This window comes from Affinirhizobium capsici (assembly GCF_977018625.1).
The window spans coordinates 246216-266408 of record NZ_CDRNXD010000005.1 but is presented as its reverse complement, the minus strand read 5'-3'; the positions used below and the strand labels follow the sequence as shown (position 1 = coordinate 266408).

Genomic DNA, 20193 nt, shown 5'->3' with positions numbered 1-20193 from the left:
GGCTCAACGGCGAATCAATGAGGCCAGAGCGCGAAACGCGGAGCGCGAAAAGCGCATGATCGAGGAACATCGACGCCGCTTAGGGATGGTCACCTGATCTGATGGACGGTCCCAGCACGTCCCACATAATGTCGAACGTCTTCCCGCCAGCTTCATCTAAGAAACCGCTTACAAACAGAAAAATGGACACAAGGAAGAGCCGCTTGAAAAGCGCTGTTATTTTCATAGCAGTGGCCTCAGTTGGAAGCAAGCGACTTTGCTTGCGAGTCAGATGCTATGCTTGAACTCTTAACATTTAGCTCGCGTTGCAATTTATTGTCCCAAAACGGGGTGTAAGGATTTGTCAACTTCTGAAGCTAAAATAACAATGTTTTCAGGGGTATTAACACAAAATTAAGACGGAAATAGTGGGAATCATTTTGCGCATTTTCGCTTCGTCAAAGATGCTCGTTTACCTATTGGCCGCTGGAACAAGTGGTATAAGGGAGGAAGTTTCCATAGGAGGCCGCCCGTGGCCAAAGGCGAAGATACCGACGACCATCACTTCATTCCGCAGTTTTACCTCCGGCCGTGGCTGAGCAGGAACGACCGCAAGCTGGTAGAGTACGGACGTGTCCCGCCAACCATGGAGATTCGCTGCCGACGCTGGGTGACAAGTAAGACAGGTTACGTCCCGAACCTGTACACCCTGCCGGGTGTGACCGAAGAGACAAAGCAGAACGTCGAGAAGGTTTTCTATCAGGAGGTGGACACGTCTGCCGCCAAGGTTCGGGACAAACTCTTGAAACGGGAGGAGATGACCGATGAGGATCTGTACATCTGGGCGCGGTTCCTCCTCTCCCTCGGCATCCGTAACCCGACTGAAATGGAGAAGTTCAAGGAACGGCTCAAGCGGGATTTCGTGAAGCCTGATGCGCGGCTTGAGGCCCGTTGGCAGGAAGTCCGGAAGGACGGCCAACCGGCGACGGTGGAGGAGGCTCTCCTCCAGTTGAACCCTCACACGCCGGAGATGGCGGCGATTATCATAACCACGAAGCTGGCTCAAAATCAGAACGTCATCCGGACCCTGATGGGAGCCGACTGGATGGTCTACGACGCCAGCGGCGCTAAACGGCGCTTCCTGACATGCGACCGGCCGCTGATTATGACGCCGCTCGGGAGGGATGATGGGCAGGTGGCAATTCCGTTAAGCCCCGACAAGCTTCTCACAATCTTCATGAAGCCGAAGTGGAATGATGAACTGCAGTACATCCCTTCAGACCAGGTTGTGGAAGGAGTGAACCGGATGATCATAGCCCAGGCTCGGGAGAAGGTTTACGGGGTGGATAATTCCTACCTTGAAGAGGTGAGGGAAGGGATGAGCAGCGGCGAATACTTTTCGCTGGCGATGGAGCCTAAGCCTCCAGCTCATCCACCCACGACAAACCCCTCTCCTCCCGGTGTCGCTTGAAGGCTGCCAGCTCTTCTTTCACCGCTCCATCCGACTTGAAGTAGTCGTGCATGATGTAGTTCGACTGGTTCAGGATGGCGATAAAGGAATCCAGCGTCGCCGCCAGATCCTCCCGGCTGGGCTTGTCGAATATGACCAGCTCATGGCCCTTGTCGTGGACTCGGAAGTGCCGGGACGTCAGCGCCCTGATGTTGCCATGGCTGTCGTTGCACAGGCTGTTGTAGATCGAGCGGTACTCGTTCTCCATCCCCGCCATCTTGAACTTATCGAAGTTGGTCGGGATGCTGTACTGGTCGGTGAAGGCCTTCAGTTCGACCTTGTGATAGTCGAGCTTTTCCACCACCTCGGGGTTATCCTTGAAGTAGGAAAGGAAGGGGTTCTCCCCCTTCACTCCGTCGCTCGCGAGCTTGATCCACTCCTTGTGGTACACGGCAAGCATTGCCTTCAGGTACTCGCTGTTGCTCGCCAAATTGATCAGATCAACGTGAGCTTCCATGGCCGAGCGGAGGAGCACGTCCATGCCGGTATAGGCTCCGGCCTCGCGGATTAGTATCGCGCTGTTCGTCAATTCAATGATGCTGGCATAGAGGGATACCAGCGTCCGGTGAACCTCGCTGTTCTTGTCGAACTTGAGGTTGGACAGGTGTTTGACGGTCACATGGTAGAGGTCGATCAAATAGCCATACATCAGGAAGCCTTCGGGCGCGCGAACCCGGAAAATGCCCAGACGAAGGCAAACCCTATGATGAAAATGCCGAGCGGGAAGCCGAGTGCGATAGCGGCCCGCTGCTGCAGAGACTGCCAAGGCTCGGGAATATAAAAGGCCTCACCGGCCGCATCATACGTCTTGCCGATAAGATCGAGATCATCGAGGTCACGGTATTCCGGAAAGAGGGTCCGGAACTTGCCCATGCGATACCAGCAGCTGTCGTAGCTCAGCTTTTCTGACTTCCATTCGCTAAGCTTGTAATCCGTCTTCAGCTCCCCGCGCGCCTGGCCGCATTTGACCGGGATGAGCACGCCGCCCTCCCTGAACATGCGGTCGCGGACGAGCTCGGAGCGGATAAAGGAATAGCTGAATGCGATGTTGCCGATAACGAAGAAGATCGAGCAGACAAGCCAGATGCGGAAGAGTCCGCGCTTGATGTTCATGTAGAGATTCCCCAACCTGCCGGCATTATGCACGGCGGTTCTCGAACGTCCATATTGACGGGTGTGCGGGCTTTCCCTCAGAATCCGGGGGTGAAGAAAAACCCCAACCATCTGGCCCGCGTCGCGCTTTTGAGCTGCGCCATTGCAAGTCAGTGGAGACATCAATGCGGCGGCCGCATCACCTGTCACGACCCTATTTGGAGTAAAGTGGCCTGGCATGGTCGAGTTGGTGATGGCGGAACCGCTTGTGTCCGCGGGCATGGTGGCGAAGACTCTAGATGTGACGCCGCAGGCTGCGCGGCGGATCGTGTTGGAACTCGGCTTGCGGAAGATGATGGGGAGGGGGAGGTTTCGAGCATGGGGGATGATGTAGGTACCGCTTAGATCGATCATCGCATTGACTGTGCTGCAAAATAAGGAAACCTTCTGAATGCGATTAATACAGCTTCCACCTCCGAGTGCTATCCAGTGTGGAGAGTAGGGGTTGTCGATGCAAGTGTTTCAAGAATGCGATGGAAGTGGTCCAGACAGCAAATGGTCTATCGGCGGCGGCGAAGCGCCATCGTGGTGGCTGAAAGTCACAGCGCTTTACAAGCAGATCCGGTATCTGTTTCTTTTAATGCCGGACGTCGCCAAATTCGCGGTTGTTCTGGTCGGAAAGTCGCTGGTCATCTCCGTCATTATGGCATTCCTCGCTACTCCGGCTACAGCCCTTTTTGCAGCGAGGTTCGGAATGCGCGTGCCGTTGGAAGGCACACCCTATCTAGGGTTTACGCTTGGCCTATGGTCATTCATCGGTTTTGCGCTCTCTATGGTGCTCGTCACATGTTGCGTGTTCGTATTATTTCAGTTCAAGTTTCTTTTTCATTGGGCGAGCAACTCCATTGAGTCACTACGGCTCGACGTTTACATGGGACTCGCGATAGACCCGATATCGGTCGTCATTACCGTCTCGGATGAAGCTGCTAAAATAGTTTCCGTTGTTTTCGAGGCGTTGGTCCGGACAGTGCTGCCTTATGCGGCAGTCGCTATTTTCGTCTCGGGGGTTAGTTACTATCTTGTTGGGGCATCAGGTTTTTTCCCGATACTGGACCACGAAAGCTTTTACACGGCTCTGCTCCTTGCTGCGGCCGCTTCGCTAATTGCATTTTCAGTATGGTATGCTGGAACCAATCGAAAGCTTTGGCTTCTTCAGGGATATCTTACGATTCCTTTGGCGGTCGTCATGTCGATAAGCCTTTTTGCATATGACACGTACGGCTCTGTGCTTCGAGTTATACGCTTCGGAGGCGGGATCGAAGCGGCGGTTCAACTGGAAGGCCTACAATATAATGGAAGCGACAGCCTGCGAGGGAACTTACTGATGCGCTCTTCCACTTCGCTTTTCATGCTGACAGAAGATGATCTTATAGTGGAGGTTCCGACAAAGAATGTCTCACTGGTTACCGCCAAATATGATGCAGATTGGCGGATGCCACCGTCATCGGTAACCGAACAGCGGCGCTACATCAGGGTGGAGTGAGTGACACTGGCTTCATTGAACCTTCTGCTGGAGCGGGATGCGGATTAAGCCACGGGCCGCTCGGATCTGTTTTCAAAAGCCAACGGCATTTCTGTAGGGCCGCTGATATGTCGCAAGCGTTAGGCAGTAGTAGGTGTTGCTAAAGGATTCAAAGAGAAAAACGTGGGTCTGACCGTTCTTGTCAACCAGGTTGACTTCACCGTCTCCAAGCGGGCCACGCTTTTGGTACTTGCAATAGGTCCGCATTAACTGCAGCAGGTGATCCACGGACAGGCTATCAAACATATCTCGATAGGCCGGAGATTCGATGATGTGCCGAAAATGCGCCTGACCAGGCTGAGGGTGACGCGGATGCCCGCCGATGAGGCCAATCATCGGAACGTCGCGGTGTGAATCTTCGATGAAGCGCCAAAATGTAGTGGTGTAAGTATTTCCGAAGGCGCCCTTCAAAGCGCGAACCGAATCTAAACCCGGAGAGGAGTCATTCGCGGCCACCTGGAATTGCGACTGCAAGAATAGCAACTGGCCGGCTGCATAGTTTGCTTCTGCCTCGATCTGGGCGTGGCAACCAGGTACGAGTGTTTGTTCCTGGTCGCCAAGCATCAGATCCTCATGCCAAGGAATGATGCTGTGTCCGATCTCGTGTGCCTCGTTCCATCGCTGCTTTGCATCAGGCTGACCCGAGTCCAATACGATCCTCTTGCGGTCGGGAAGATAGAGCGCACGGAGGTCCATCTTCCTTACCGCTTCGAGGAGGAGGCCGGGGCGCTTCATCACCTGCGTCCCGGCTACCGTCAACTTGCTGATCGTCTCGCGAAGAAAGCTGTCATCCGTCGTAGAGTAATATCGACGATCGAGCTTTAGGATCTCGCGAACGTCATCAAGTTTCAGAGGCGGCTCGGGACTTCCGAGTGCCTTGAGGACCTTATTGACTTGCCTATCTATGTCTGACGCCGTCCCGCGGCTGAGAATAATATTACGCAATTCATCAGCCTTGTTGCTTTTCCAGATATGCAATGAACTCCTCAAGGGCTCGTTGCTCCTCGCGTGATAGCTTCTGAGGAGAGTCGCCCGATCGTGCAGCAAATCTTAGCGCTTGCTCCTGAAGGCCGGGACGAGCGGCGGTGTTTCCAGATAGCTGCTGCATGGCTTTGCCCGGCAGGTTGAAAGTTTCTGCCAGCCGATAGACGACACGCGGCTCCGGTCTGAAATGGGCATCACGCTCAATACGGACGACATCGGACACATCAAGGTCAGCGCGCTCTGCCAGCTTTTCGATGGAAAGCCCCTTCTGACGGCGCATCGTTTCGACAAAAGAGCCGAATGCCATCCGAATTGGAGTTGGGGCTTCGCTTGCTTCGATTTCGACTTGTGCTTGTTCGGGGGCCGGGTCCCTGGCGAGCCGACCTGCGGAGATCTCAAGATCCCCTTCAAGTTTGGCTCTGCGTTCGAACCACTCCCTCGTTATTTCGAGTTTCATGGCTGTTCCTATCCTGAGAATGCGTCTGCTTGTGCGGACGTCATCTCAAAGTATCTCAATCCTTCATAGGTTCCGTCGAGGCCACAATCGGTCATGCCGCAGATGTCGGCATAGAAGGTCTCAGCGCTCGGTAAGGAGTGCAGACCAATGCGACCGCGAAACTCTTGGTCTCGACTGGCTTCAATAGCTGCTCGGATCATGATGGTTCCGACGCCGCCAAACCGGGGTTCTGCAACGATAGCCTTGCGGTTCCAAGGAGCTGTCTCGACATAGTCGACATAGACCAGATCCTTGCCGGCCTGTTCTGGGACACGGCCGCGATAGCGGGCTGTATTAAGCTGCATCAATCCCTGGAGCTTGCCTTCACAGTGAAGCGCAAACGTCTGGAAAGCAAGCAGGCCGCGGATCGCGGTCATCTTGTCTCTCCACTTCCAATGCCAGCCTTCCGGCCAATCGGCTGGGCTTGCGCCCTGCGCCATGATCTCTCTGATTTTTGCGTTTGTCACCGGTCTCCAATCGGTCTCAACCGAGCGAAGATCAGCATCGCTGATGGTGTCAATGAGTTCGGCGGCTACCGGCTTCCCGGTACGTTTGTCGGTCAGAAAAACTGGATAGGAGGTCACGTGTTACAGCACCATAAGTTCAGCCTTCTCCTTCTTGGCATCATCCTCGAAGAAGAGCTTTCCACCTTGTTCAAGGCGCACGTCTACCAACTGGTAGAGCCTCAGCGCCTGGCGAAGGACAGCGGTTTTTGACAGGTCCTTTTTATCGCACAGATCCTGCAGTGCCTGCATTTCCGCATCCGTTAAGTTCAATGTCATGGTTTTCTTCATGAAGCGCTCCCGCGTAATTCGACTCAGGGAGTGTATATTTTTTACTCAAATAGTCAACAAAAAAAATTCATCCTTTGGCTATTGCATAGCTAAAAACTAGCTATTATTTATGGATACAGACGAGGCGGTAGTCGCCTTGTCGGCAAACGGAGATTTCCGACAATGGCAGACAGCATCCTCCCCGGCCGCCACAATTTCGATATCAAGATCGACGGCAACGCATTCACTTTCAACGACCCGATCGTCACTGGCGCTCAGGTCCTCCAGAAGGCAAAGCTCTTTCCGACCGACGAGTATCTCCTTTTCCAGGAGCTGGATGACGGTCAGCTGGAAGAGATCCGTCCGGATGAAAGTGTCGACCTTCGCAATCCCGGTCGCGAACAGTTCATCACGTTCAAAAGCGATCGCTCCTTCCGCTTCGTTCTCGACGGCCGCAAGTTCGAATGGGGGCTTCCCTTTATCACCGGCGTGCAGTTGAAGCGTTTGGCGGGTGTCGACCCGAACTCCTACGGCGTCTGGCTTTCGCAGCGCGTCGGAGATGACAAGCTGATCGGCAACAAGGAGAAGGTCGATCTCCAGGGCGACGGGACCGAGCGTTTCTTCACCGGCATCGACACGACCACCGAAGGCGCGGGAGCAGCAGTGCTCCCGCCCGAGGATCGCACCTATCTTCTGGAGCAGGGCATCGCCTTTGAAGAGGTGGCCGATGGTGTGGGCAAGGCGGTGGTCCTGAAGGGATGGAGCTTGCCGGCGGCGCGCTTCGATGTCGGCGCAGCTGACATCCTCATCATGCTGCCGCCAGCATACCCGGACTGCGCGCCGGATATGTTCTATCTGATGCCGTGGGTACGGTTGGCAGCCAGTCAGCGCTATCCCAACGCCGCCGACCAGCCTCATGCATTCAATGGCAAGACTTGGCAGCGTTGGTCTCGCCACAATAATGCATGGCGTCCGGGTATCGATGGCATCTGGACGATGGTCCGCCGCATCGAGCGTGCTCTGGAGATCGCGGCATGAAAAGCGACCTTACTATTAATCAGCTGCATCTCGGCGTGCTGACCGCCGAGCTCTGCAGGCCTGACGGCAATGAACACGCTGCCTACGTCCTATTCGGAATGTCGCGCATCAACGCGGATCCGTTTGACAATGAGCCTAGGCTCCGTCTGATGGTCAAGGAAGTGCTGCCGGTCGAGGATGCAGAAATTAAATCCTTTGACCATCAGCACATCTCTTGGAGCACTGCGCGCTTCGTGCAGTTGTTGGCGCGTGCTGATCGTGACGGTTTACAAGTGGGCATTGCTCACTCGCACCCCCGCGGTCCTCGGCATTTCTCATCTCAGGACGATCGGAACGAGGCGGAACTCGCTCGCCTTGCACAGAACCGAAACGGTGATCACGCATTGCTTCCAAGCTTGCTTTTTGCCGACGGGGAATTGGTTGCGGGCCGGGTCTGGACGTCGCCGGATGAGGTAAACGACTTCGATCGAGCTGGAACGGCAGGGGGCCAGTGGCGCGTCATTTTTTTCGGCGCAGATGAAGAGGTATCCTCTCCGGCCCTGGCCCGGCAGGAACTTGCTCTGGGTGCCGGGTTCACGCGGATCATGCATCACATGCGGTTCGGCGTGGTTGGTGCCGGGGGAACCGGTAGTCCGCTTATACAGCAGCTTGCTCGCATGGGGGCCGGGCACATTGCGATCTTCGACCCGGATCACGTCGAGGACACGAATCTTAACCGTCTCTACGGTGCGACGTATGAAGACGCCAAGGGGAAGGCTAGGAAGGTCGACGTTGCCAGGCGTGAGATCGAGCGGATGGGGCTTGGGACGCGCGTCGTGACCTATGATGCGTGGATCGGCTCGACAGAGTGCCGCGATGCCTTGAAGTCGATGGACATCATCTTCGGCTGCACTGATGATCACGATGGGCGGCTGCTTCTCAATCGGCTCGCATACTATTACCTGATACCCGTCGTCGATATCGGCCTCGCGCTTCGCGTGTCCGAGCGCTTCGGAATTTCCTGCCTGGAGGCGGATGGTCGTGTCACGGTCCTGGAGCCGGGCAGTGCGTGTCTCGTCTGCCGCCGTATCGTCGATGCTCAGGCGGCTGCGGAGGAAGCCCTCCGACGCTCCGACCCAGAAGAGTATGAGCGTCGTAAGGCAGAAGCGTATGTTCGGGGGGAGGGAAGTCCTTCGCCGGCTGTCATTCCTTTCACGACCTCTGTCGCGACCATGGCGATGGAGGAGCTGATCCAGCGTTTGAACCGGTTTCGTGGCGAAGACGGTGCTATAGCCAATCGGGTCCGGAAGTTCAGCCTTGTCGAGGATTTCCGCCCGGGCGCCGCAAAGGAACCTTGCCGAATTTGCCGATCTGATCGTGTTCACGGTCTCGGTGACGTCGAACCTTTTCTGGGGAGGGCAGGTTGATGCTGCAAACTACACTCGCCAAGACGCTCGCTTGGTTTGGGATAATCGAGAGGCCGCAATTCCTTGTGAAATCCACTCTCGACATGCCAGCTCCAGGCGATCTTATGCCCGGGCAAGCAGTCGTTGTCGGACCGGCCGAGAAACCGAAATGGGTCACTTTTCCATGCCCGTCTGGATGTGGCACTCCGCTACTGCTGTCGTTGAACCCGGATCGCCGGCCGCGTTGGAAGGTAACGCATGATTGGCTTGGCCGACCGAGTATCGCGCCGTCCGTTCACCGGACGGATGGATGCCGCTGCCATTTCTGGATGAAGAAAGGAAAGATCGAATGGTGCAAAGATAGCGGGGGAATTTTACCAGAAAATTAGTGAATATTGTTCCACCTTCAACTCTGCCGAGTTATCCTCGCTTTGATTCGGCGCGAGTTGGGGGTCTTTTATGCTTGCTGCCATGCCATCAGAAAACAGTCGGCGCCTTGAGCTTTTTCGCTTGGTGCTTGTTTTGATTGATAGGGGCAGCCGAGACATTCCGCATCCTCTCACGCTTCATTTCAATGATGTTTTGCACCAAGCGAGAATTCTGTCTGACGATCCTGATACCCTCTCACCGGACGTGACGCCGCAGGCCGTGCAGCTTGCAAGCGACATGATTGTTTATCAGGGGCTGCGCGATGCCCTTAAGGGTGTCGAGAATATAGGTGATGTCAGCCCAGCCGTTGCTCACAAGGTGCTCCAGAATTTGGAGCCGAGACTTGCACCCGCGGACTGATCTTGCCCTTCTTGCGGAGAGCTTGGCGCAGCTTTCCAAAACACCATACTTCAATCATGCAATCGAGAAGCATACCCAAGCGCTGATCGATGTGATCAAGCACGCGCTTTCCTGGTCGCCGGCATACGAGGATGAAATTCTCCGACCGTTCGCGGACAAGGTGTGGATTTGCTACCGATATCTACAGGGGTCGACGACGAAGGAGGCCCCGTACGAGATAGAGTATTGCATGCGCCATGCAATTACCGACTGGCTTCCAGTTGCCTGCATCGTAACGACGGCCTTGACCGACGAAAAAGACTTCCATCTGGCACTCGGCGATCCTTGGGATTTCGTGGCCAAGACTATGGTCCACTATCCAGGAGCACTGCCTGAAGAAAAACTCATATTCATCGGCGTGCCGCGCGTCTACAAACACATGCCGCTATTTTGCGCAGCCTTGTATCATGAGCTCGGCCATTTTGTGGACCTCGCACGCAACGTTACTGCGTCTACCAGCCTAACACACCCGGTAGAGGGAGCCTCCCCCGAGGTACAAGAGCTCGTCCAAGTCTATCGGCGTGAACATTTCGCAGATCTCTTCGCCGCCTGTTACGTCGGCTATGCGATCTCCGATAGCCTCGAAGCTATCAATCCACGCGCTGAGCGGAGCCTTACGCACCCTTCTACTGCGGAACGGCTCGATTTGATTCGAGGTTTCCTGGACGAAGTAGAATCGGATGATATTCTGATGTATCAGAGTGCGTTAAAGAAGCTTGGTCTGCCTCGGCTCCAAAAGCGCTACAAAGTACCTTCAATCGACAGCGCATTTGATGACATTCGCCCGTGCACTCTTGACGGAACGGAGGAATTGCACGGCGTGATGGCTGCGGGATGGTCCTATCTCGGTCGATTAAGGTCGGGTGGCGGTCCACAATGGACGGTTGGAGCTAACCCCCTCGACGTCGTTCGCATCGTCAATGACCTTATCGAGAAATCAATCCGGAACGCATCAGTGCGAAATCTTTGGGAGGCAGGAGCTGAGTGATCAAGAAAGAGATTCTTGAACGCCTTTCGCGGGAGGATGGGCTCGGCTTATGGATCGAACCCCTGCTTGATCCAAAGCAGATTGGAGAGCTGACTGTCGATCTCAGATTGGGATATGACTTCCTTGTCTCGATTGTGACGCGCCGCCCGTACATCGGAATTGCCCGCGATAATGAGCGCTTTCGGGCCATTTCTACCTACTTTCAGCCGACACGGCGTGAACTCGGCGAGCGGTTTATTTTGTATCCGGATCAGGTCGTCTTGGCGACAACCCTTGAGTACGTTGCGCTGCCGAGTGATTGCTATGCTGACGTGTTGTCCCGAAGCAGCTACACGCGACTCGGAATTTCTGTGAATACGATGGTCCAACCCGGCTTCAGGGGGTGCTTCTCGGTCGAGTTGTTCAATCATGGCAACAACCCGGTCGAGCTCGTTGTCGGCGCGAAGATGTTCCAGATGCGTCTAACTCAGGTGACTGATGGAATGGCTTATGGGGGATTGGAGCGCAAATATTTCGGCAATGTCAGGCCAGCGCCTTCGCGGGCGGCCGATGATGAGGATCTTGTGAGACTGCGCGCGATCTCCGAGCACAGCAAGGGTTGATGGGTTCCCGATGACGCTAAACACGCTCAAGATTTGGAGGCTTCTAGTCCCTGGGGCCCTTATCGTCTTATATGGGGTCCTCTTGTCATATTTGCTGTTCGGCACGGCTTGGGAGATTCCTGATTACTCCAAGGCGCCCTATTTGATCATAGTGGTCATTCCTGGGGTGCTTTATTACATCACCCCTATACGCGCGCGGATGAACAACGCAAATCATGACCAGATCACTGAAAATCTACGCGCCGGATTAGTCTCAATCGCCGGATACAGCGACGATCGGGTCAAATACAGCTGGAAAAATCTTCGCTCTCTTTTTTTCAAGCTCGTCGACGATGACAAATCGCTGACGACGAAGGCTTCACTTGCGTACTTTAACGGGTTGATTTGGACGAGCCTTGCCGATTCAGGTGCTGTCGCTTTCCTGTACGCGTTGCTGTCGGTTGTTCTATATTATTTTGATGTTCAATACGCGCTTTTAGCCGTCGCCATTTTCGCCGCCATTTTGATAGTTTCTATCATAGGCGGTCGGGTCGTCACTAACCGTCAGATCGCAATCGGAAACGAGCAGTTGGAACACATCCGTTTTGAACACAAGGCGGCCGTAGAAAAGCGCCTCAACCAACTTGACTGACGATCAGATAACAGTTGCGATTGACGAAGCGACGGACGCCCTTCATCAGCGCCCTAACCATCATTGGGTTGTCGCGTTTTCCGGCGGTAAGGATTCAACCGCAGCTTTGAAGGTGATGCTTGCCGCCTATCGTAAATCGAACCTTGAGCATCTAAAGCTTACGGTCATCTACTGTGATACGGGTGTGGAGAACCCGATCCTCGATGCATATGTGAAAAATTCTTTGATCCGGTTACAGGAAGAATTTAACGGATTGGTAGCTGAGCTGGACGTAAAGCTGCTGCAGGCGCCTGTCCAAGATCGTTTCTTTGTAAGGATTATTGGGAGAGGATATCCTCCACCGACGAATAGCTTTCGTTGGTGTACAAATGGCCTCCGAATTCAGCCTGTGTCCCGCTTTATCACTGCCCAAGATCCCTCGAATACGGTTTTGGTTCTGGGCTTGAGGCAATCGGAGAGCCAGCAGCGAGACCGATCTCTAAAGAAGTCCTCCTTTAGCAAATGGCAAAAGCAAACCGAAGGCAATAAAGACTACGATCTTTATCTTCCGATCTTGAACCTGAGCGTCCCTGAAGTGTGGGACACTGTCTTTTGGTTGTCAAAGCCGAGATCGATTTTGCCCAGTGTTCTCGAAAAGCTTTACCGGGATGCATCAGGAGAGTGCCCAGTGATCAAGGCACCTACTGCTCCACCTTGCGCATCTGGCCGCTTCGGCTGTTGGACATGTACTGTGGTAAGGAAAGACAAGTCCGCAGCACAGCTCATAGATGCTGGGCACGAAGAGCTACGTCCTTATCTTGAGTTACGGAATTGGTTGGCCGAATTGCGCAATGATCCCGAAATGCGATGGCCTACACGTAGAAATGGCTCTCAAGGAATGGGTCCGTTCACCCTCGAAGCGCGAAAGATGATCCTGCGTCGAATAGATCTCCTTGAGGCGGAAACTGGCCGTCAAATTATTGACTCTCAAGAGAGAGGTGTCATCGCCGGTCTGTGGAGGCTCGACGACCACGTACGACTACAATTTCGTGGAATATCAGATCATTAGTTGTTGAAAGCGATGGCCTATTTACGCCACGACGGTTCATATCCCTTCAAGGCGTGGGAATGGTTGGCTGTTGCAAAATCCGCAGAATTACATTGAGACCACTGCGAAAGGATATATTTGTCTAATTCGGCAGCACCGATGATGCTGTGATCAGTCCAATGAAAGTTCCTCCATGTCGTATGCCTCACCCGCGATCCTGCTCGATCTAGATGGAACTCTGATCGCATCAGAACCCGGCATTCTCTCGAGCTGCAGGGCAGCGCTTCGTTCCCTTGGGCATGATACTGATCCAGCCATGGACATCAGGTCGATCATTGGCCCGCCGATCGAGGACGTCATGCGGTACCTGCTCGGACAGTTCGGCGACGACCGCGTCACCGAAGGGGTCGATGCCTACCGGCAGGACTACGGGGCGCGAGGCCTTCTTCTGAGTGAGGTCTACGACGGTATCCCGGAAGCTCTTTCCAAGATGAAGAAAGAAGCCAGGCTTTTCCTCGCGACATCCAAGCGCGAAACGTTTGCGCGCCGCATACTGGAAGACAAAGGCCTAGATTCTCTCTTCACCGGTGTCTATGGTTCGACCCCGGCCGGCGACATCGACCATAAGCCCGAACTGATCGCACACATCGTCAACCAGAATGGACTCAACGTCGATCGGTGTGTCATGATCGGTGATCGAAAATACGACGTCACCGGCGCCCATGCCAACGGCATGCGGGCTGCGGGGGTGCTCTGGGGTTATGGCGCCCAAGCCGAATTGGAGAGCGCCGGCGCGGATCGTCTGGTCGCAGAGACTGCCGAACTGGCCGATGTCGCGCTGGGCATGGTGTCCCCCGCCGAACGATAATCAAGGCTGTCGCTTAATACCCTAGCGCGATGCCGTCCTTGCGGTGGTCGGAAGCTCCCAGCAGAACGCCGCGCTCGTGGTCGATGTAGATCGCCTGCGCACCGCCGATCGGTTCGTCCGCCCAGACGGTCGTGTGGCCGCGACGTTCCAGATCCATCCGCACATCGTCGGAAATGGTTGGCTCGAGACTGAGCTTGCCATCGAAATAGAAACTGCGCGGCTGGTCGCTCGCCTGCTGCGGATCCATGTCTCGATCGAGGATTTGGCTTAGCAGATGGCAATGGCCGACCGCTTGGTATTGCCCGCCCATGACGCCGAAGGTCATGCGCGTCTTGCCGCCCTCGGCCAGCATGCCGGGGATGATCGTGTGGAAGGGCAGCTTGCCGGGGCCGATGGCGTTGGGGTGGCCTTGTTTGACCACAAAGCCTGCACCGCGGTTTTGCAGCAGAACGCCGGAGCGTGGCGCATAGATGCCGCTGCCAAAGGCAAAGAAGATCGAGTTGATCAGCGAGACGGCGTTGCCGTCGCGGTCGACCACCGTCACATAGACCGTGTCCTTGTGGGTCGGACCTTCCCAGGTGCTGGCCGTGGCGGCATTTTCGAGGCTGATCTTTGAGCGGATCGCGTCGATGGACTGATCCGACAGGATGGCATCGATGTCGGCCGTCATATGGGCTGGATCAGCGATCACTTGGTCGCGCCTGGCATAGGCTGCCTTCGATGCTTCCGCGAGAAGATGGATGCGGTCGGCTTCCGACAGCGCCGGATCGCGCAGGTCGAAGCCGTCGAGGATGCGGGCGATTATCAAAGCGGCAAGCCCCTGGCCATTCGGCGGACATTCCAGCAGGTCACGGCCCCGATATTTGGCCGAGATCGGTGCAGTCTCGAAGGCGGCGAATTTTGCGAAGTCGCTTTCTTCGTGCAGGCCGCCGAGCGACTGCAGCAGGCCGACGATTTCTTCGGCCACCCGGCCCTTGTAGAAGGCGTCGCGGCCCCCCATTGCAATGGCGCGAAGAGTGGCGGCCAGCGCTGGGTTGGTCATTCGCTGGCCGGTGGTGGGTGCCTTGCCGTTTGGAAGAAAGTAGCTGGCGGAGCCTGCGAACTTGCCAACCCGATCGCTGTAGCGCACCCAATCGAGCGCGACGCGTGGGGTGATGCAATAGCCATCCTCGGCAGCGGCGATCGCTGCGGCCAGAACACGGTCCATCCCGAGGCTACCATGGCTTTCGATCAGCCGGCACCAGGCATCTACTGCGCCGGGTACGGTGACGGCATGTGCGCTATCGTCGGGGATGGAGGAGAAGCCTTTGTCAATGAAATAGGCTAGCTCGGCCTTCTGGGGTGCACGGCCGGATCCGTTGAGCGCGACTGGCGTTCCGCCGGCCGGTGAATAGAGAGCAAAGCAATCGCCGCCGATGCCGGTCATCAGCGGGTCGATCACCGATTGCAGCGCCACCGCCGCCACGGCCGCATCGACCGCATTACCGCCGGCGCGCAGGATATCGACTGCCGCCAGGGTCGCCTGCGGATGGGAGGTCGCAACCATGCCGCGGTCCGAAATGGCGACTGAGTGTCCCGGCTTGAAGAAATCGCGCGATGTCATTCGTCTGCTCCTGATCTGCGAAGATGGGGTATCGGCGGCCGGCCGGTGGTCTCGTATCCGGCCGGCCGCTTGTCTTGTGGTACGCTGCCGTCAGCGTGCTTCGGTCATCCAGCCGAGGATATTCTTCCAGAGCCTGGCGTAACCGGCCCATTCGCAGAATGCCGGCGAAAGCCAGTGAGGGCCGATGTCCGAGGTCCATGCCACGGTGCGGCCTTGGCCATGGGTGCCGGTCACCAGGAGCGGATGGCCGCCCTGGTCTTCGGGCAGGCGGGCGAGCACGTCCACGTCGGCGCGGTCGCGGACCTCCACCTCGTTGACGCCCAGAAGCAGAGGCCATTCGCCGCCGAGGCCGGCCATAATCGGATGTTCGGGCTTGAGGACGACGGCGGTCGAACCTTCAGGTATTTCCACCCGATCGTCATAGGGCAGGCAGGTGACGGGCAGCGTGTCCTCTACGGCCGTGCGGCGCCAGCGTGCCTTGCCATCGATGCCCTGAAACGAGAAATATCCGCCGACCATCAGCAGGCCTCCGCCTTTCTCCACCCAGGCCTTGATGAGCTTCAGCCGGTTCGGCACGGTCTTGGACTGCAGCCATACGGCCGGCGGCAGCAGCAGCGAATTGGCGCCGATATCCGAGAGGATGATGGCATCGTAGGCGTCGAGGCCGGCCATATCGAAGGGGAATTTCTCCACGGCGTCATGAGCCGGCATATAGGTCAATTCGAACTCGCTGCCTTCTAGCGCCTTGACCAGAGGCTCGGCGCCGAGGTGGAAGGTGACGCTGCCGAACTGGTCGAAGCCCTTGTAGTGGGTGGCGGAGCTGATCCAGCTTTCGCCGACGAGAAGAACTTTCTTGGTCATGTCTTACCGGTCCTCGTGGGGAGTTGAATTGTCGCTCTGACTGGCGCTGGTTGCGCTTTGAGCGAGGTGGAGATGGGTGGGTGCAATGTTCAACGGATCAGTCGCGCGGATCGAGACGGTCGCGTAAACCATCGCCGAAGATGTTGAAGCCGAGCACAGTCAGGAAGATTGCAGCACCGGGAAACCAGGCGAGCCAGGTTGCCTGGTCGATAAAGCTGATCGCATCACGCAGCATGCTGCCCCAGGTCGGGGTCGGCGGCTGGACGCCAAGACCGAGGAAGGAAAGATAGGACTCCGTGATGATCGACGAGGCAAGCAGCAGCGATGCTTGGACCAGGACCGGCGACAGGGCATTGGGCAAAACGCTGCGGGTCATGATCGTCAGATTGCTAAAGCCGAGCGCCCGGTTCGCCTTCACGTAATCGAGGCTGGAGACCAACATGGTCTGGGCGCGGGTCACCCGGGCGATGGTCGGCGTGTTGATGACGGCGATCGCGATGATCGTGTTGGTAAGCGACGCGCCAAGCGCTGCTGTGATGCCGAGTGCCAGCAGGATGCCCGGAAAGGCCAGTAGAACGTCCATGCAGCGCATCAGGACCGCATCTGTTCTGCCGCCCAGATAGCCGGCCAGAAGGCCGATCGGCAGGCCGACAAGAACCGCGCCACCGACGCTGATCACGCCGACAAGCAGCGATACCCGTGCACCGGACAGGATACGCGACAGCACGTCGCGACCGAGATCGTCGGTACCGAGAAAATGATCGGCGGACGGTGGGGCAAGCGTCGCCATGAAGTCGGCAGCGTCAGGCGCATAGGTGGACAAGACCGGTCCGAACACGGCAGCCAGGACAAGGATGCTGACCAGCGCCATGCCGAAGGCACTGCGGCTGTCTTCCACAAGACGGCGTATCAACGAGTGAGATGCGGGAGCTGTGGTCATGCACGTTTCCTCAGTCTGGGATCGAGCGTCGCGTAAAGAAGGTCGGTGGCAAGATTGATGAAGACGAAGAGTACGGCGGATGCCAGGATGGCGCCTTGCACCACGGGATAGTCACGCGCGAAGATCGCATCGACCGTCAGCTTGCCTATGCCCGGCCAAGCGAACACCGTCTCCGTCACCACCACGCCGCCCATCAACTGGCCGAGCTGCAGGCCGACCAGCGTCGTGACCGGGATCAGCGCGTTGCGCAGCGCATGTTTCCAGACCACACGTCGAAAGGGCAGGCCCTTGGCGCGCGCCGTACGGATATAGTCCGCATTCAGCACGTCCAGCATGGCGGCGCGGGTCATGCGCATGGTCGACGCGGCCATGGCGACACCGAGGGTGATCGCCGGCAGGGTGATGTGGCGTAAAGCGCCAACGGGATCTTCCCCGATAGGCACATAGCCGGAGGAGGGGAAAATCTGCAGACGGATAGACAGGAAGAGGACAAGCAGGATCGCCAGCCAGAAGCTTGGCAGCGAAAGGCCTGCCAGCGAAATCAGCGAGACGCTATAATCGGCGACGCTGTTGCGGCGTGCCGCGGAAATCACTCCGGCCGGAATGGCGATGACGAGCGAGATCAAAAGCGCCGCTAGGCCGAGCTGCATGGTCGGCACCATGGCGGTCATGACCATGCTGAGGACCGGTCGGCCCGACTGGATGGAACGACCGAGATCGCCGATCAGAAGATGCCCGAACCAGGAGATAAACCGGAGCGGCAAGGGCTCGTCTAGAGCAAATTTTGCGCGCAGCGCGGCGATCGCTTCCGGCGTGGCATCCATGCCGAGCATGGCGGTGATCGGATCTCCGGGGATCATCGCGAGCAGCGTGTAGGAGAGCACGCAGAGGCCGAAGAGCACCGGAATGACCGAGAGGACGCGGGTAACGATCAGCTTCATGTCAGATGTCCTCAGCCTGTTGCGTTTGGCGGTCACGAGCGCGGCGATAGGCGGCTATGCGGGCAGAGGCGGACGTGCCCGGCAGGGTGTCTGGGAGCGTTTCGACCTGCGGAAGCGTCGTGGCGAAGAAACAGGCCGACAGGTGGGCCGCATTCACGGGCATGAGTGGCGGCTCCTCCTGCGTGCATCGGTCCTGCACATAGGGACAGCGCGCGGCGAACCGGCAACCGGCGATGCGGTTGGTCGGATCAGGTGGCTCGCCGGTCAGAAGCACATGCGATTTTCTCTGGATCTCGACGCGGGGTGCGGCGGCCAGAAGCGCCCGGGTATAGGGATGCCTGGGATTGTCGAAGAGTTCGCGGGTCGGCGCCTGCTCGACGATCCGGCCCGAATACATGACCGCGACATCGTGGGCCAGATGGCGAACGACGGCGAGATCGTGCGAGATGAAGATGAAGGCGACGCCGGTATCGCGCTGCAGGTCCTGCAGAAGGTTGACGACCTGCGCCTGCACGGAAACATCAAGCGCTGACACCGGCTCATCGCAGATAATCAGATCCGGCTGCACCGACAGCGCCCGGGCGATCGCGACGCGCTGCCTCTGGCCGCCGGAAAACTGGTGAGGGAAGCGGTCCAGTTGTTCGGCGGACAGACCGACCGCTTCCATCAAGGCGGCGGCGCGCTTCGATGCTTCCGGCCTGTCGCAAAGCCGATGCAGCAGCATGGGGCGGACCAGGACCTCGCGAATGCGTTCGCGAGGATCGAGCGATGCAAAGGGATCCTGAAAGACGACCTGAACCCGCCGACGAAAGCGGCGAAGGCCATTGCTGTCGAGAGCCATGGCATCCTCGCCGTCGAGACGGATGCTGCCGCTGTCGGGATCCTGAAGGCGCAGCAGCAGGGAGCCGACCGTGCTCTTGCCGCAGCCGGATTCACCGACGACCGCAAGCGTGCGGCCACGCTCGACTGAAATGCTGACAGTGTCGACCGCATAAAAGCGCTTCGGCTTTCCCCAGCCGGTGGAGACGGAAAACGATTTCACCAAATTTTCGGCGGCGAGCAAGGGCGTCATGCCAGGTCCTCCACGGGCGCGCGCCAGCAGGCGACATGGTGGTCGACGCCAATCTCGCGCAGTGGCGGAAGCTTGGCGCATTTGGGTGCCGCAAACGGACAGCGCGGCGCGAAACGGCAGCCGAGTTCCTCCTCCCAGGGCGGCGGCATGCGGCCGAGGATAGGCTCGAGGCGTTCCACCGTCGCGCCCAGATGCGGCATCGCTGCCAGGAGGGCGAGCGTATAAGGGTGCTGGGCATCGGTAAACAGAGAGGCGGCCGGCGCCCTTTCGACGATGCGACCGGCATACATGACCGCCACGTCGTCGGCGATTTCCGAGACCACGCCAAGATTGTGGGTGATGAACAGGATGCCCATACCGGAGCGCTCACGAAGCTCCATCAGCAAGGCGAGGATCTGTGCCTGAATGGTCACGTCGAGCGCCGTCGTCGGCTCGTCGGCGATCAGCAGCGACGGTTCGCAGGCCAGCGCCATGGCGATCATCACGCGCTGGCGCATGCCGCCTGACAGCTCGTGTGGATAGGCATCGAGCCGGCGCTCGGCGGCAGGAATATGAACGCTCTGCAAAGCCGCGAGCGCTTTTTGCCGAGCTTCGGCCGCGGACACCTTCTGATGAAGCTGGACTGCCTCGGCAATCTGGTCCCCGATTGTAAAGACCGGATTAAGACTGGTCATCGGCTCTTGAAAGATCATCGCGATGCGGCTGCCGCGCAGCTTGAGCATGTCGCGTTCGGTCAGAGTCTTGAGATCCTGGCCTTCGAACAGCGCCTTCTCTGCCGTCATTTCCGAAATATCGTCCGACATTAACCGCATCAGCGACATGGCGAAAACGCTCTTGCCGGATCCTGACTCTCCGACAACGCAAGTGATGCGGCCAGGGGCAATTTCCAGCGAAACATCCCTCACGATCCGAACTCGCTTGCCCGGCGGACCGAGGGCCACAGACATGCGATCGATGTCCAGAAGAAGGTTCTGTTCTGTTTGCGCCATCACG

Annotated in this window: 23 protein-coding genes and 1 pseudogene; 12 read left to right on the top strand and 12 right to left on the bottom strand. The window is 57.3% G+C overall.

Going from position 1 to position 20193, the window contains the following annotated elements; translation table 11 throughout:
* Nucleotides 1–511: 511 nt before the first annotated feature.
* A complete protein-coding gene (locus AC0JZ1_RS17400; RefSeq protein ID WP_471883700.1) occupies nucleotides 512–1450 on the top strand; it encodes a DUF4238 domain-containing protein in 939 nt (312 codons plus the stop codon).
* On the opposite strand, the gene AC0JZ1_RS17395 is transcribed toward AC0JZ1_RS17400, so the two are convergent.
* On the bottom strand, nucleotides 1395–2138 hold the full coding sequence (locus tag AC0JZ1_RS17395) for a DUF5677 domain-containing protein (RefSeq protein ID WP_471883699.1): 744 nt from the start codon (nucleotides 2136–2138) through the stop codon (nucleotides 1395–1397). The two genes, AC0JZ1_RS17400 and AC0JZ1_RS17395, sit on opposite strands and share 56 nt — an antisense overlap.
* Nucleotides 2138–2791, bottom strand: coding sequence for a hypothetical protein (locus AC0JZ1_RS17390; protein WP_471883723.1), 654 nt, complete (start codon nucleotides 2789–2791; stop codon nucleotides 2138–2140). The genes AC0JZ1_RS17395 and AC0JZ1_RS17390 overlap by 1 nt, the downstream gene beginning before the upstream one ends.
* 16 nt (nucleotides 2792–2807) lie before the next feature.
* On the opposite strand from AC0JZ1_RS17390, the pseudogene AC0JZ1_RS17385 reads away from it, so the two are divergent.
* Nucleotides 2808–2975, top strand: a pseudogene (locus AC0JZ1_RS17385) (helix-turn-helix domain-containing protein); the annotation flags it as partial.
* Between the two features lie 117 nt (nucleotides 2976–3092).
* Nucleotides 3093–4124: a hypothetical protein gene (locus tag AC0JZ1_RS17380; protein WP_471883698.1), complete on the top strand. Its 1032-nt coding sequence runs from the start codon at nucleotides 3093–3095 to the stop codon at nucleotides 4122–4124.
* A 72-nt stretch (nucleotides 4125–4196) separates the two neighbouring features.
* Here the strand turns inward: AC0JZ1_RS17380 and AC0JZ1_RS17375 are convergent, their stop codons facing one another.
* Genes AC0JZ1_RS17375 through AC0JZ1_RS17360 form a run of 4 tightly spaced genes read right to left on the bottom strand, consistent with a single transcriptional unit; the run spans nucleotide 4197 to nucleotide 6437 of the window.
* The gene (locus AC0JZ1_RS17375; protein WP_471883697.1) at nucleotides 4197–5141 is read right to left on the bottom strand and encodes an ImmA/IrrE family metallo-endopeptidase; all 945 of its coding nucleotides are present in this window, start codon (nucleotides 5139–5141) and stop codon (nucleotides 4197–4199) included.
* On the bottom strand, nucleotides 5113–5604 hold the full coding sequence (locus AC0JZ1_RS17370; protein WP_471883696.1) for a helix-turn-helix domain-containing protein: 492 nt from the start codon (nucleotides 5602–5604) through the stop codon (nucleotides 5113–5115). The genes AC0JZ1_RS17375 and AC0JZ1_RS17370 overlap by 29 nt, the downstream gene beginning before the upstream one ends.
* 8 nt (nucleotides 5605–5612) lie before the next feature.
* On the bottom strand, nucleotides 5613–6227 hold the full coding sequence (locus tag AC0JZ1_RS17365) for a GNAT family N-acetyltransferase (RefSeq protein ID WP_471883695.1): 615 nt from the start codon (nucleotides 6225–6227) through the stop codon (nucleotides 5613–5615).
* Between the two features lie 3 nt (nucleotides 6228–6230).
* Nucleotides 6231–6437 (bottom strand): transcriptional regulator, encoded by a 207-nt coding sequence (locus tag AC0JZ1_RS17360; protein ID WP_129566471.1) that lies wholly within the window; start codon nucleotides 6435–6437, stop codon nucleotides 6231–6233.
* Nucleotides 6438–6599: 162 nt separating this feature from the next.
* Between AC0JZ1_RS17360 and AC0JZ1_RS17355 the strand changes: the two genes are divergently transcribed.
* The 9 genes from AC0JZ1_RS17355 to AC0JZ1_RS17315 all read left to right on the top strand — a co-directional run bounded on the left by AC0JZ1_RS17355 (nucleotide 6600) and on the right by AC0JZ1_RS17315 (nucleotide 13783).
* A complete protein-coding gene (locus AC0JZ1_RS17355) occupies nucleotides 6600–7454 on the top strand; it encodes a multiubiquitin domain-containing protein (RefSeq protein ID WP_471883694.1) in 855 nt (284 codons plus the stop codon).
* Entirely contained in the window at nucleotides 7451–8860 is a 1410-nt protein-coding gene (locus tag AC0JZ1_RS17350; RefSeq protein ID WP_471883693.1) for a ThiF family adenylyltransferase, read from the top strand. The genes AC0JZ1_RS17355 and AC0JZ1_RS17350 overlap by 4 nt, the downstream gene beginning before the upstream one ends.
* Complete coding sequence (locus AC0JZ1_RS17345; protein ID WP_471883692.1) at nucleotides 8860–9228, top strand: ubiquitination-like system serine protease family protein; 369 nt, start codon at nucleotides 8860–8862, stop codon at nucleotides 9226–9228. The genes AC0JZ1_RS17350 and AC0JZ1_RS17345 overlap by 1 nt, the downstream gene beginning before the upstream one ends.
* 70 nt (nucleotides 9229–9298) lie before the next feature.
* Entirely contained in the window at nucleotides 9299–9628 is a 330-nt protein-coding gene (locus AC0JZ1_RS17340; RefSeq protein ID WP_129566474.1) for a hypothetical protein, read from the top strand.
* Between the two features lie 22 nt (nucleotides 9629–9650).
* Nucleotides 9651–10655: a hypothetical protein gene (locus tag AC0JZ1_RS17335; RefSeq protein WP_471883691.1), complete on the top strand. Its 1005-nt coding sequence runs from the start codon at nucleotides 9651–9653 to the stop codon at nucleotides 10653–10655.
* Nucleotides 10652–11257 (top strand): dCTP deaminase, encoded by a 606-nt coding sequence (gene dcd, locus AC0JZ1_RS17330; RefSeq protein ID WP_471883690.1) that lies wholly within the window; start codon nucleotides 10652–10654, stop codon nucleotides 11255–11257. The genes AC0JZ1_RS17335 and dcd overlap by 4 nt, the downstream gene beginning before the upstream one ends.
* A gap of 82 nt (nucleotides 11258–11339) precedes the next feature.
* Nucleotides 11340–11888, top strand: coding sequence for a hypothetical protein (locus AC0JZ1_RS17325; RefSeq protein ID WP_471883689.1), 549 nt, complete (start codon nucleotides 11340–11342; stop codon nucleotides 11886–11888).
* The gene (locus tag AC0JZ1_RS17320; protein ID WP_471883688.1) at nucleotides 11881–12936 is read left to right on the top strand and encodes a phosphoadenosine phosphosulfate reductase domain-containing protein; all 1056 of its coding nucleotides are present in this window, start codon (nucleotides 11881–11883) and stop codon (nucleotides 12934–12936) included. Before AC0JZ1_RS17325 ends, AC0JZ1_RS17320 begins: the two co-directional genes overlap by 8 nt.
* Nucleotides 12937–13108: 172 nt before the next feature.
* Nucleotides 13109–13783: an HAD hydrolase-like protein gene (locus tag AC0JZ1_RS17315; protein WP_165130663.1), complete on the top strand. Its 675-nt coding sequence runs from the start codon at nucleotides 13109–13111 to the stop codon at nucleotides 13781–13783.
* A gap of 13 nt (nucleotides 13784–13796) precedes the next feature.
* Here the strand turns inward: AC0JZ1_RS17315 and ggt are convergent, their stop codons facing one another.
* The 6 genes from ggt to AC0JZ1_RS17285 form a co-directional block, all read right to left on the bottom strand.
* Complete coding sequence (ggt, locus tag AC0JZ1_RS17310; RefSeq protein ID WP_471883687.1) at nucleotides 13797–15386, bottom strand: gamma-glutamyltransferase; 1590 nt, start codon at nucleotides 15384–15386, stop codon at nucleotides 13797–13799.
* Nucleotides 15387–15476: 90 nt separating this feature from the next.
* Nucleotides 15477–16247, bottom strand: a complete 771-nt coding sequence (locus AC0JZ1_RS17305; RefSeq protein WP_471883686.1) for a glutamine amidotransferase — start codon at nucleotides 16245–16247, stop codon at nucleotides 15477–15479.
* Between the two features lie 97 nt (nucleotides 16248–16344).
* The gene (locus tag AC0JZ1_RS17300) at nucleotides 16345–17187 is read right to left on the bottom strand and encodes an ABC transporter permease (protein WP_471883685.1); all 843 of its coding nucleotides are present in this window, start codon (nucleotides 17185–17187) and stop codon (nucleotides 16345–16347) included.
* Nucleotides 17184–18128, bottom strand: coding sequence for an ABC transporter permease (locus tag AC0JZ1_RS17295; protein ID WP_062460010.1), 945 nt, complete (start codon nucleotides 18126–18128; stop codon nucleotides 17184–17186). Before AC0JZ1_RS17295 ends, AC0JZ1_RS17300 begins: the two co-directional genes overlap by 4 nt.
* Before the next feature lies 1 nt (nucleotide 18129).
* The gene (locus tag AC0JZ1_RS17290) at nucleotides 18130–19200 is read right to left on the bottom strand and encodes an ABC transporter ATP-binding protein (protein ID WP_471883684.1); all 1071 of its coding nucleotides are present in this window, start codon (nucleotides 19198–19200) and stop codon (nucleotides 18130–18132) included.
* Entirely contained in the window at nucleotides 19197–20189 is a 993-nt protein-coding gene (locus AC0JZ1_RS17285) for an ABC transporter ATP-binding protein (RefSeq protein WP_471883683.1), read from the bottom strand. Before AC0JZ1_RS17285 ends, AC0JZ1_RS17290 begins: the two co-directional genes overlap by 4 nt.
* Nucleotides 20190–20193 lie beyond the last annotated feature (4 nt).

What these genes read in the sequence shown, in the direction of transcription:
- AC0JZ1_RS17380 (WP_471883698.1), top strand. Translation starts at nt 3,093, where the DNA reads ATGCAAGTGTTTCAAGAATGCGATGGAAGTGGTCCAGACAGCAAATGG.
- AC0JZ1_RS17295 (WP_062460010.1), bottom strand. Translation starts at nt 18,128, where the DNA reads ATGAAGCTGATCGTTACCCGCGTCCTCTCGGTCATTCCGGTGCTCTTC.
- AC0JZ1_RS17395 (WP_471883699.1), bottom strand. Translation starts at nt 2,138, where the DNA reads ATGTATGGCTATTTGATCGACCTCTACCATGTGACCGTCAAACACCTG.
- AC0JZ1_RS17285 (WP_471883683.1), bottom strand. Translation starts at nt 20,189, where the DNA reads ATGGCGCAAACAGAACAGAACCTTCTTCTGGACATCGATCGCATGTCT.
- AC0JZ1_RS17305 (WP_471883686.1), bottom strand. Translation starts at nt 16,247, where the DNA reads ATGACCAAGAAAGTTCTTCTCGTCGGCGAAAGCTGGATCAGCTCCGCC.
- ggt (WP_471883687.1), bottom strand. Translation starts at nt 15,386, where the DNA reads ATGACATCGCGCGATTTCTTCAAGCCGGGACACTCAGTCGCCATTTCG.
- AC0JZ1_RS17340 (WP_129566474.1), top strand. Translation starts at nt 9,299, where the DNA reads ATGCTTGCTGCCATGCCATCAGAAAACAGTCGGCGCCTTGAGCTTTTT.
- AC0JZ1_RS17350 (WP_471883693.1), top strand. Translation starts at nt 7,451, where the DNA reads ATGAAAAGCGACCTTACTATTAATCAGCTGCATCTCGGCGTGCTGACC.
- AC0JZ1_RS17300 (WP_471883685.1), bottom strand. Translation starts at nt 17,187, where the DNA reads ATGACCACAGCTCCCGCATCTCACTCGTTGATACGCCGTCTTGTGGAA.
- AC0JZ1_RS17345 (WP_471883692.1), top strand. Translation starts at nt 8,860, where the DNA reads ATGCTGCAAACTACACTCGCCAAGACGCTCGCTTGGTTTGGGATAATC.
- AC0JZ1_RS17315 (WP_165130663.1), top strand. Translation starts at nt 13,109, where the DNA reads ATGTCGTATGCCTCACCCGCGATCCTGCTCGATCTAGATGGAACTCTG.
- AC0JZ1_RS17355 (WP_471883694.1), top strand. Translation starts at nt 6,600, where the DNA reads ATGGCAGACAGCATCCTCCCCGGCCGCCACAATTTCGATATCAAGATC.
- AC0JZ1_RS17360 (WP_129566471.1), bottom strand. Translation starts at nt 6,437, where the DNA reads ATGAAGAAAACCATGACATTGAACTTAACGGATGCGGAAATGCAGGCA.
- AC0JZ1_RS17370 (WP_471883696.1), bottom strand. Translation starts at nt 5,604, where the DNA reads ATGAAACTCGAAATAACGAGGGAGTGGTTCGAACGCAGAGCCAAACTT.
- AC0JZ1_RS17290 (WP_471883684.1), bottom strand. Translation starts at nt 19,200, where the DNA reads ATGACGCCCTTGCTCGCCGCCGAAAATTTGGTGAAATCGTTTTCCGTC.